Annotated in this window: 10 protein-coding genes and 1 other RNA gene; all 11 read right to left on the bottom strand. The window is 46.2% G+C overall.

The annotated features are described in order from the left end of the window. Window positions 1-338 precede the first annotated feature (338 nt). Complete coding sequence (locus tag C1I60_RS06880) at window positions 339-614, bottom strand: pro-sigmaK processing inhibitor BofA family protein (RefSeq protein ID WP_137061075.1); 276 nt, start codon at window positions 612-614, stop codon at window positions 339-341. Then, the gene (locus tag C1I60_RS06875) at window positions 611-922 is read right to left on the bottom strand and encodes a DUF2508 family protein (protein ID WP_137061074.1); all 312 of its coding nucleotides are present in this window, start codon (window positions 920-922) and stop codon (window positions 611-613) included. The genes C1I60_RS06880 and C1I60_RS06875 overlap by 4 nt, the downstream gene beginning before the upstream one ends. A gap of 213 nt (window positions 923-1,135) precedes the next feature. Then, window positions 1,136-1,735: a recombination mediator RecR gene (recR, locus tag C1I60_RS06870; RefSeq protein WP_025683200.1), complete on the bottom strand. Its 600-nt coding sequence runs from the start codon at window positions 1,733-1,735 to the stop codon at window positions 1,136-1,138. A gap of 26 nt (window positions 1,736-1,761) precedes the next feature. Next, the gene (locus tag C1I60_RS06865) at window positions 1,762-2,073 is read right to left on the bottom strand and encodes a YbaB/EbfC family nucleoid-associated protein (protein WP_013308226.1); all 312 of its coding nucleotides are present in this window, start codon (window positions 2,071-2,073) and stop codon (window positions 1,762-1,764) included. Window positions 2,074-2,118: 45 nt separating this feature from the next. Continuing rightward, window positions 2,119-3,861: a DNA polymerase III subunit gamma/tau gene (dnaX, locus tag C1I60_RS06860; RefSeq protein ID WP_137061073.1), complete on the bottom strand. Its 1,743-nt coding sequence runs from the start codon at window positions 3,859-3,861 to the stop codon at window positions 2,119-2,121. 201 nt (window positions 3,862-4,062) lie between these two features. Next, complete coding sequence (locus tag C1I60_RS06855; RefSeq protein WP_137061072.1) at window positions 4,063-4,473, bottom strand: GNAT family N-acetyltransferase; 411 nt, start codon at window positions 4,471-4,473, stop codon at window positions 4,063-4,065. 160 nt (window positions 4,474-4,633) lie between these two features. After that, window positions 4,634-4,900, bottom strand: an RNA gene (ffs, locus tag C1I60_RS06850) — signal recognition particle sRNA large type. A 107-nt stretch (window positions 4,901-5,007) separates the two neighbouring features. Then, window positions 5,008-5,205: a 50S ribosomal protein L31 gene (rpmE, locus tag C1I60_RS06845; RefSeq protein ID WP_044646880.1), complete on the bottom strand. Its 198-nt coding sequence runs from the start codon at window positions 5,203-5,205 to the stop codon at window positions 5,008-5,010. Between the two features lie 157 nt (window positions 5,206-5,362). Next, window positions 5,363-6,634, bottom strand: a complete 1,272-nt coding sequence (locus C1I60_RS06840) for a radical SAM family protein (RefSeq protein WP_137061071.1) — start codon at window positions 6,632-6,634, stop codon at window positions 5,363-5,365. A gap of 150 nt (window positions 6,635-6,784) precedes the next feature. Then, a complete protein-coding gene (gene rho / locus C1I60_RS06835; RefSeq protein ID WP_137061070.1) occupies window positions 6,785-8,119 on the bottom strand; it encodes a transcription termination factor Rho in 1,335 nt (444 codons plus the stop codon). A 378-nt stretch (window positions 8,120-8,497) separates the two neighbouring features. Continuing rightward, window positions 8,498-9,751, bottom strand: a complete 1,254-nt coding sequence (murA, locus tag C1I60_RS06830; RefSeq protein ID WP_025683194.1) for a UDP-N-acetylglucosamine 1-carboxyvinyltransferase — start codon at window positions 9,749-9,751, stop codon at window positions 8,498-8,500. Window positions 9,752-9,940 lie beyond the last annotated feature (189 nt).

Below are 9,940 nucleotides of genomic sequence, written 5' to 3'. Positions count from 1 at the left end.
CTCAGCGTTGGATTTTGCAAGCAAAATCCGTACTCACTCGTTGTTCAGTTTTCAAAGATCAAACCTTCATATTCTCTTGCTTTTTTTCACCACCGCATCTCAGCGGCGACTTGATTAATATAACATACATTCGGGATTTAAGTCAACACTTTTTTAAAATTATTTTTCGATTTCATTCAGCGTTGTTCTCACAAAAAAATTCCCGGGCTTTAAGGGCCGAGAATTAATGTATCATATAACTGAAATCCCCGTCAACTATATTTTTATAACAAAAGCATTTTTTACTTTATCCTTGCCTAAAAGACATTCCTTGTTCCTTGATTAAACTCTATACATACTCACATAACCTGTCCGAACAATATCACTTTCAATCCCAGTAAAAGCGCAATTCCGGGCATTCCCAAAACCGTTACGGCTCCCATCGTCACTGGATTAATGGGGATATACACTTGCGTGATCCACCCCGAATAATTAATGACATACAGGGCAATTGCCGCCAGAGCCATATGTGCCCCAAACACAGTAAGCCAGCCAATACCCAGACGTTTTTTGAGGATTAGATATGACAGCACCACAACACAAGCAATCAGAACAAGCCAGACAGCATCTCTCATTCAGCTCTCCGTTTATGAACACGGTTTGCGTCATTGTCATACACCGGTTCATCTGCGGGCAGGTGGAAGCGATGCAGCCCTTGCTGTTTGGCACATTTTAAATGTATCTGATATTTACGCTCCGCAGCTTCCAGAACAAAAATGGCATAGTCGATCTCGTCCTCGCCTGTAGCTTCATGAAATAACCGATGCGCTCTTAACCAATCCGCGTGCGAAGCCCGAATCTGGGCAAACAACTCCTGACGATACTCTGCTTCCGATTTGCCGTACTCTTGTCGACGAAAATTTTGCTTCACCCGTTCCCACATCCATTCATCCTCCTCACAAGCTGAATTATGTGCACAGTCTGTAAGACTACCTTATTCATACTTATTTAACAGAGGACAAACTTAGAACAAGAACTGCCCATACCGGCCCTATCATCACAAAATAAAAAGGAGCCATAACGGCTCCCCATTGTGTCGAGACAATCCATACGATTTATCGACACTAAAAATATCTATAACATATACATGTACTTATTAGTTCAGCTCTCTGCGGCCTTCCAGCGCTTTGGACAGTGTTACCTCATCGGCATACTCCAAATCCCCGCCTACTGGCAATCCGTGGGCAATACGAGTAACCTTGATTTCAAAAGGGCGCACCAGCCTGGAAATGTACATGGCCGTCGCTTCTCCTTCAATGTTCGGATTCGTAGCCAAAATCAGCTCTTTGATGCGTTCATCACTAAGCCTGTTCAATAATTCCTTGAGCTTGATATCCTCAGGACCAATTCCCTCCATAGGAGAGATTGCTCCATGAAGCACATGATAAAAGCCGTTAAACTCCTTGGTGCGCTCCATAGCTACCAGATCCTTGGAATCCTGAACAACACAAATGACGGAAGCATCCCTCGTCTTATCCTGACAGATCCGACAAGGGTCCGTGTCCGTAATATTGCCGCAGACGGAACAGAAGTGAAGATTCCGTTTCACATTGACCAGTGCTTTGGCAAAATCAATCACATCGTCTTCCTTCATTTTCAGTACGTGAAAAGCCAACCGGGCAGCCGTCTTCGGCCCCACTCCCGGCAGGCGCGTAAATGCATCAATCAGCTTTGCAATCGGCTCCGGATAATACAATAGTGTGTTTCTCCTTTATGCACAGTCTAGAACAAGCCTGGAATTTTCATACCGCCTGTAAATTTACCCATATCATCATTAGCCAGTTCATCTGCTTTGGACAAAGCATCATTGACCGCAGTCAACACAAGATCTTGCAGCATTTCCACATCATCAGGATCTACAGCCTCCGGTTTGATGGTGATGGAAAGCACTTTTTTATGTCCGTTTACCTCTACAGTAACAACACCGCCGCCGGAAGTACCTTCAATTACTTTTCCGCCAAGCTCCTCTTGGGCTTTCAGCATTTGCTCCTGCATCTTTTTCACTTGCTTCATCATTTGGTTCATATTGTTCATTTCAATCATCTCCCTTAATGAAGTATACATCCAGACACTTTGATTTTAGTCCTTTATAACTACCAGATCTTCCCCGAAAAGTTCAATAGCTTCATCAATCCAGGGTTCCTTGGACTTTCCCGGCGCGTCATGCTCCTGCTCCAGTTGGAATTCTTCGGCAGGCTGGTCGGGAACTCCTTCAATCGCAGCATTCCAATCCTTTTGCATCATTGTCACCAGACGATAGGGATGGCCTAACTGTTCATGCAGAACCTTCTCAATGACCTGCTTGTTGGCAGGCTTTTCAGTAGTTTCACGGTGAATGTTGTTCTTAAACGCCACGAGTACACTATCCTCTAATACAGACACCGGCTCGCCGTCCATAAACCATGCATGAACTGTGACTTTCGCTTCTTTGACTCCCTGCAAAATTTGGCTCCACTTACGCCCCGCAGCCGCAAATGCCTCTCCCGACTTCTCGGCGATATAGCGATCTAGCTGCGAAGGAAGCTTGACTGGAGCAGAAATCCGCGGAGCGGGAGCACGCCCCCCAGAGGCCTGGCGACTCCCAGACGATGCATCCTGCCCTGTCCCGGCAGCCAATCCGCCTTGTAAAGCGCGTTCCAGCTTCTTCTCCAGTTCGGCAAGCTGACGCTTCAAAACGGCTACATCTTCCTGATTCGCAGCAGCTCCGGAATGCTGTAAGGTTGGCTGAGCAGCGGCTCCAGGAATGCTGCACAGCTTCAATAGAGCTACCTCAAACAAGGTTTGCGGTTGAACGGCATACTTCATCTCACTCTGATAGCGATTAAGCGTATCGATCATGCTAAAGAGCTGCTCCTTGGTAAAAGCTTCTGCCACTTCCTTGAACTGCTCCGGCTCCAGCACGCGTTCTGTCATGTTAGTCGCCTGCGGCACCATCTTAATCATAAGCAAATCCCTGAAATAGTACAGCAGATTTTCCATGCATTTATCTGCGCTTTTACCTTCTTGCATAAAGTTCTCAATCATTTGCAGTACTGTGCCAACATCTTCTTTCAGCAATGCCAAGGCAAGCTTGCCGAATTGTTCAGACGCAATACCTCCTGTCATATCTAGCACCTGCTGATAAGTAACCCGACCGTCTGTAAACGAAGATATCTGATCCAGAACGCTAAGTGCATCCCGCATTCCGCCATCTGACAGACGCGCAATGTACTGCAATGCGTCGGAATCAGCCTCTATGTTCTCCTGTCGACATATGAGGTCAAGCCGCTCCGTCTGCTCCTCCAGCGATACCCGCCGAAAGTCAAAACGCTGACAACGCGAAATGATCGTCGCCGGAATCCGGTGCGGTTCTGTCGTAGCCAATATGAACATCACATGTGGCGGCGGTTCTTCCAGCGTCTTAAGCAACGCATTGAACGCTTCCGTCGTCAGCATGTGCACTTCATCGATGATATAAACCTTGTGCCGCACTTCAGTCGGCGCATATTTGACTTTATCGCGCAAATCACGAATCTCTTCAACGCCCCGATTGGAGGCTGCGTCAATCTCCTGTACATCCATGACAGCTCCGGCCGTGATCCGTTTACAGGCTTCGCATTCGTTGCAAGGCTCCGGCGCCGGTCCATGCTCACAGTTAATTGCCTTGGCCAAAATTTTGGCCGCACTCGTCTTACCCGTTCCTCGCGGACCGCTGAACAGGTAGGCATGGGACGTACGATTTTCGCGGATGGCATTCTGCAATGTCTGGATAATATGCTGTTGCCCTACCATATCCTTGAACGACTGTGGCCGCCAAGCACGGTACAACGCTATATGTTCCAATGCGCGTTACCCTCTTTCCCATTCACTTTCATGAACATTAATGTACACTTCATTATACTATACTCCCGTCCGAATCTAAACTGGACACCTTTCAAATAATAAACACAAGGCTATGTTTTTGTTTATTGTTGGTATTCGAGCAAAAGAAAACCGCCTTATGAAAAGCGGTTAAATTCATTTTTTAAGTAGATAAAAAACGAATTAAAGTAATGTTTTAGTCAAAATTATTTCTAACGGCTCATTTTCGAGTAATAAACACCCTGCGTCCCGATATCCTAATTTTCTATAGAAGTGCTGAGCCTCTTCATTTGCCAGAGTAGATGTCATAACCAATTTGAAGCCCTTTTGTTTCATTTGATCTTCCCAAAAGAGGACAACCTGCTTCCCCACACCCTTGTCTCGATATTGTTCATCGACCCAAATCATGTTCAGGAAAGGTGTGTTGTCCCAAAAGTATCCATACCTCATCCATCCAATATTACTTTCATCTTGGTTTCGCAATATGTATATTTCTTTTCCCTTTATTTTCACCTGTATTAAGCTCTCTGAAATATGATGGTCACGGTCTCGTATGTATCCATAGTCCGAATCAGTTGCAAAAACAATTCTCATCTTTACCCCCCCTTTATGTCACATTAACAACTAATCCATCATTTGTAAATCTCCCTGCCAGTTAGTTTAGGAGGAAAAACATGAATGCAATTAAACATAGCCAAAGCACAAAAAAACATCTTCGCAGTGACTGCCAAGATGTTCTAATTTCTAATATATACCGTGCACCTGTTATTGATCGTTGTGATCCGAGCGGCAATCCTGAACAACAACTCGGGCTAGGCTACCCTCCGGCACAAGAGTGCTCTTGCTTATGGCTGCTTCCTTCCGGACCTGACCAGGTTCACAAGTACTCATTGCGGAGGACCCAACCGTCAACATTGTGCGCAGGGACCAGCCTCACATCAACAACACCTCTAACAGGAATTCAACCTCGCTATAGCGGATTGCGAGTTACAGGGCACCGCTACCTCCCCATCTAGCACGGTGAAAATAAGTATATCTCAAGGCCGCACAAAAAGCAAACATCCACAACAAAAAGAGCCCTCTGCAATAGCAGAAGGCTCTAATAACTTTATAACCTGCGGTAATCAATTAGATACCGTATTTCTTCTTGAAACGATCTACACGGCCGCCAACATCAAGGAATTTCTGCTTCCCTGTGAAGAATGGGTGGCAAGCGGAGCAAATCTCCACGCGCAGAGAACCTTTCACTGAACCGGTTTCGAACGTATTTCCGCAAGCACAAGTGACATTAGTTACGTTAAATTTCGGTTGAATAGCTTGTTGCATTGAACTTTCACCTCTTTCCGCCCTGAACGTCCTGTCAGCCCAGAGTTGTATGAACACATGTTCACATTATAGCACCTGGATATGAGCGTTTCAACAACTCTTTTTTGTATCCAAAAATGGCGTAAAACAGGTGCAGTTCAACCCGCTATTGACCGTTTTAGGCCTTGGCAAATTTGGGACGCGCCAGCCCTTGAGGCGGTACATGGGTGTAAGACCCGATAATGACATCGGGCAGTTCCTCCCGGTAAATCTCAAGCATTTGCTTCATGCCAAGAATCTCTCCTTGGGCAGGTGGAATCAGCTCCAGATAGCTTTCTGGATCAATATTCAGGTTGCGCATCTGAATAAGCTTGAGCTTTGTGCGTTTGGCAAACTCAATCATCGCTTCGATTTCTTCCTCGCGGTCTGTCACGCCCGGAAAAATCAAATAGTTAATCGACGTATATACTCCCTGCTCGGAAGCATAACGAAGTGATTTTTCCACATTGGCTAACGTGTAACCACGCGGTTTGTAATACGCATTGTAATGGTCGTCCAGCGCGCTAATCGTGCTGACTCGCATCAGATCAAGCCCGGCATCTACAATACCCCGGATATGATCGTTCAAGCCTGCATTCGTATTAATATTGATGTATCCCATATCTGTAACGGAACGGACCTCTTTGATCGAATCTATAATCAACTTGGCTTGAGTAGAAGGCTCCCCTTCACACCCTTGGCCAAAGCTAATAATGGACTCCGGTGTTTTCAAATGCTCCAGCATGACTTCCACAATCTCCTCGACACGAGGGCGGAAGTTCATTCTCGTCTGAGGGGATACAAAACCGCTGTCATCCGGCTGTTCCGAGATGCAGCCAAAGCATCCGGCATTACAAGAGTAAGATACCGGAACTCCACCCTCCCAGCGATTCAGGAACGTGTTCGAGGAGGTAAGACACTCATAGCCTAAGGCACAGTTGGACAAATGTTGGTACAGCCGATTTTCCGGGTACTGCTCCGTCATCCGCTGCACGCCCTGCTTTACCTCGTGGCGGTCACAGTTTTCCGGATTCCATTTGGACGGATTATCACTCCGCTCGGCCGTTACATAGAAAGCTCCATCTTTCCAGACCACGGCCGAATAACCGAACAAGGGGAGCTTATACTCCTTATCGGTCTTCACATACCCTGGCAGGCACAAGCGTGTAAAGCCTTGAGGTAACAAAGCCCCCACTGCCTGCATATCGCCTGGCAAGGAAACCATTTCCCCGGATTCAGGGTTCATACCGACCGGGCGTGTGTTGGGCAGACTTACCAGCGTAGCTCCTTCAGGTAGCGGAATGAGCTCATCTTCCATGATTTCAACAATCATGTCCGCACTGCGGGCAAGCCCATACAAAGAAGCATGATCATATACATTGCCTTTTTCGTCGGCATATACCAAATACATTGTGAAGCTCCTTTCGTTCCGCCAAGCGCACGCCTGAAACCCGTCGAACCGTGACGGGTGCGTGCTTGAGGAACAGATAAATACCTATTATGGAAATGACGATTATCCATAGGCTGATCATTGTTATTCAGGGTAGCTATGTGGCTGGTTTTAGTTGGTTGAAGCTGGAACCGATGCTGCGGTGGAACGCGTGGTTCTCCGTTGCGGAGTACTTGAACTGCTTTGCGAACCGCTGGACGGTGCCGTTGGTTCAAACGAGGCCAAAAACTCTGCGTTATTGCTGCTGTTCCGCAATTTCTTCAGGAAGCCTTCCACAAAATCGTGGCTTTCTGTCATATTTTTACGAATGGCCCAAATAGTATCCAATTCTTCCTTGCCTAACAACATTTCCTCACGCCGGGTACCGGAGCGACGAATATCAATAGCCGGGAATATGCGGCGTTCCGCAAGCTTGCGGTCCAAATGAAGCTCCATATTGCCTGTGCTTTTAAACTCTTCATAGATAATGTCATCCATCCGCGATCCTGTATCAATGAGCGCTGTGGCCAAAATGGTAAGACTTCCGCCCTCTTCCACATTCCGTGCCGCACCAAAAAAACGTTTCGGACGGTGGAAAGCCCCTGGATCAATACCCCCACTAAGCGTACGACCGGATGCTGGAATAACCAAGTTGTAGGCACGTGCAAGACGAGTAATGCTATCCAGCAGGATAACCACGTCTTTTTTATGCTCTACAAGGCGAAGGGCACGCTCTAGAACCAATTCCACTACCTTGATATGGTTCTCAGGCAGTTCATCAAAAGTGGAAGCAACAACTTCACCTTTAACAGAACGCTGCATGTCGGTCACTTCTTCCGGACGTTCATCAATCAGCAAGACAAACAGCTCAATCTCGGGATTGTTGGTAGAAATGCTATTGGCAATTTCTTTGAGCAGAAGTGTTTTACCAGCTTTGGGAGGTGCCACAATGAGTCCACGCTGTCCAAGTCCGACAGGGGCCAATATATCCATTATTCTCGTAGACAAATTATTGGGGGTAGTTTCAAGGACTAATTTAGTTTGCGGATACAGTGGAGTCAGTGCAGGAAAGTGTAGCCGCTCAGCAGCTTGTTCAGGACTTCTTCCATTGACGGCGTTAACTTGAAGCAATCCAAAATATCGTTCATTCTCTTTCGGAGTCCGGCATTTACCGGATACTAGATCGCCTGTTCTCAAGTCAAACTTGCGGATTTGTGAAGCAGAGATGTAAATATCTTCGGTACTCGGGAGGTAATTGATCGGCCTCAGAAAGCCGTAACCTTCAGGAAGTATTTCCAGAACACCCTGCATAAACATCAATCCGCTCTTCTCGGCTTGTGCACGCAGGATGGCAAAAATTAATTCTTTTTTCTTGAGCGTTCCGTAGTACGGGATCTGGTATTGCTTGGCCAGTTTGTACAGATCGGTCAGCTTCATTTCTTCCAGATCGGAAATTTGCAGATCCATATAATAACCACCTATTCAATTATTAAGTCCATTCAAAACTAAATGATAGACAATGATATCATAAACGCCATCAACATAATTTTAACCAAAACAAATAAAGTTATGCAGCCATCTGCCTAGATTATACCGAATTATTACGGTTTTCCGATAAAAGATTGTTAGGTGAATCAATTTCATAAATGATTAAGCCAACGAAATGTATGTACATATAGACAAACTAAACCATTTTGCTCTATATGTACTCTTGATTAAAGCTACTGAGGGGATTATGAAATTGATTCAGGTATAAACCTATATCTTGTATCATGCAGCGGCTGCATAGAGACTATCCATTCTATTGTTCATCCGTTCCGGGAGTCCCAAAATGTAAGAAGTTTGTTATTCTGTCTGCCGCCATACGTCCGCGCCCAAAAGACGCAGATTGGAGACAAGATGGTCATAACCACGGTCGATGTATTCTACACCTGACACCTCGGTTACGCCTTCACTTACGGTAAGTCCGGCAATGACAAGCGCTGCGCCAGCACGCAGATCGGCCGCTTTGACTTTAGCCGCATTTAGCTTGCCCCCCTCAATAATAGCCGAACGACCTTCCACGCGGATTTTAGCCCCCATTCGTACAAGTTCAGGGACATGTTTAAAACGATTGCTATAAACAAAATCGCTCAGTACACTGACCCCTTGCGCCTGAGTAAGCAAACTGGTCATAGGAGATTGCAAGTCTGTGGCGAATCCGGGGTAAATTAAGGCTTTAACATCAACATGCTCATATGAAGGTGAACCCAGAACACGAATACTTTCGTCATATTCCTCTATGCCAATACCCATTTCCTGCATTTTTGCAGTCAGAGCCTCCATATGCTTGGGAATTACGTTATCAATCAAAACATTACCACGAGTAGCCGCAGCAGCAATCATATATGTGCCCGCTTGTATGCGGTCAGGTATGATGGAGTGACGGCAGCCATGTAGCTCGGACACACCTTCAATCCGTATCGTTTCCGTTCCGGCGCCCTTAATAATGGCCCCCATGGAGTTTAACAAGGTTGCTACATCTATAATCTCAGGCTCTTTAGCCGCATTTTCGATAATTGTGGCGCCTTTGGCACGTGCGGCCGCCAGCATAATGTTAATCGTAGCTCCTACACTGCTGACATCCAAATAAATCTTGGTACCTCGCAGCTCTTTGGCATGCAAATGAATAGCACCGTGCTCATTCGTCACCGTAGCACCCAGTGCTTCAAAACCTTTGATATGCTGATCAATGGGCCGAGGTTCAAAATTACACCCTCCTGGCAAACCGATGATCGCTTCCTTGAAGCGGCCTAGCATGGCTCCCATCATATAATAGGATGCCCGTAATTTTTTAACAGGTCCATTCGGCATGGGAATGGATTTAATGGAGGATGGATCTATTCTCATCTGGCTGCCTTCCCAGGCAACGGTTGCACCAAGTTCCTCCAGTATTTCGGAATATACCGCCACATCACTCAACAGCGGCAAATTGTCCAAAATGACTTCCGACTCTGCCAGAATGGCGGCGGGAATCAAGGCGATGGCACTGTTTTTGGCACCGCTGATGGAAACTGTACCTTGAAGCGGCCGTCCACCGGTGATCATCAATTTTTCCATAAGCTTGAGGGTCCCCCTACTTGTTTTGCAGTCGGTCAAATAATAAACTTTCAACTTTTTGGTGGTTAAAATGGAAAGACACCGGCTAAGCGGTGTGCTTTCCAAGTCAAACTATTCAACTGAACAGATTCAAATCCTCTGTGCAGAACTACAATTACAATCAAGAGATACATTGAACCATGCAGATGC

Origin of the sequence: Paenibacillus terrae, assembly GCF_005217525.1 — a bacterium.
Taxonomy (GTDB): domain Bacteria; phylum Bacillota; class Bacilli; order Paenibacillales; family Paenibacillaceae; genus Paenibacillus; species Paenibacillus terrae_C.
This window is presented reverse-complemented; position numbering and strand designations above follow the sequence as displayed.

Bases quoted from the DNA above. Each gene is read 5' to 3' on its own strand.
- C1I60_RS06880 (WP_137061075.1), bottom strand. From the start codon at position 614: ATGAGAGATGCTGTCTGGCTTGTTCTGATTGCTTGTGTTGTGGTGCTG.
- C1I60_RS06875 (WP_137061074.1), bottom strand. From the start codon at position 922: ATGTGGGAACGGGTGAAGCAAAATTTTCGTCGACAAGAGTACGGCAAA.
- C1I60_RS06865 (WP_013308226.1), bottom strand. From the start codon at position 2,073: ATGAACAATATGAACCAAATGATGAAGCAAGTGAAAAAGATGCAGGAG.
- C1I60_RS06855 (WP_137061072.1), bottom strand. From the start codon at position 4,473: ATGAGAATTGTTTTTGCAACTGATTCGGACTATGGATACATACGAGAC.
- rpmE (WP_044646880.1), bottom strand. From the start codon at position 5,205: ATGCAACAAGCTATTCAACCGAAATTTAACGTAACTAATGTCACTTGT.
- C1I60_RS06840 (WP_137061071.1), bottom strand. From the start codon at position 6,634: ATGTATTTGGTATATGCCGACGAAAAAGGCAATGTATATGATCATGCT.
- rho (WP_137061070.1), bottom strand. From the start codon at position 8,119: ATGGATCTGCAAATTTCCGATCTGGAAGAAATGAAGCTGACCGATCTG.
- murA (WP_025683194.1), bottom strand. From the start codon at position 9,751: ATGGAAAAATTGATGATCACCGGTGGACGGCCGCTTCAAGGTACAGTT.